The organism is Pandoraea sp. PE-S2R-1 (genome assembly GCF_002179865.1).
GTDB lineage: Bacteria > Pseudomonadota > Gammaproteobacteria > Burkholderiales > Burkholderiaceae > Pandoraea.
In genome coordinates this window covers 1-494 of sequence record NZ_NGUR01000067.1, presented here as the reverse complement: position 1 = coordinate 494, position 494 = coordinate 1, and the positions used below count along the sequence as shown (strand labels likewise).

Below are 494 nucleotides of genomic sequence, written 5' to 3'. Positions count from 1 at the left end.
CGGAACTGGAATGGAGCGACGTCGGCCTGCACGGGCATATCGAGGCGCTGCTGACGCAAAAAGGGGCCGCAACGGCTTAAGACGTCAAGACGTTAAGGCGTCAAGGCGACGTCACTCGGCCGCGACCGTCTGCGCGGCTTCATTCACATGATTCAGCAGGCGCGCCGTCGGGCCAGCGAGCACGCCTTCGCGGTGTGCGCAGTACAGCGGCGCGCGCGGTGCCGGCGTCAGCGGCCGGTAGACAATGCCCTCCACCTGCATGCGCATGAGCGAGGCGGGTACCACCGACACGCCGAGCCCCGCCGCCACGAGCGAGAGGGTGGTGAGCAAACGCGGCGCTTCCTGCTCGATGTTCGGACTGAAGCCCGCGCCGTGGCACGCGGCGATGATCGCGTCGTATAACCCCTGTCCCGTGCGACGTCGATAGAGAATGAGCTTCTCCGCCGCGATGGCCGTCATCGGCACGGCCGCCTTGCCTGCACGTCCGGTGAGCG

1 protein-coding gene is annotated in these 494 nt (G+C 67.4%); it reads right to left on the bottom strand.

The genetic code is table 11. The annotated features are described in order from the left end of the window. Positions 1-111 precede the first annotated feature (111 nt). Positions 112-494: LysR substrate-binding domain-containing protein (locus tag CDV44_RS27060; RefSeq protein WP_249277753.1), on the bottom strand; the 383-nt coding region annotated here is incomplete at its 5' end.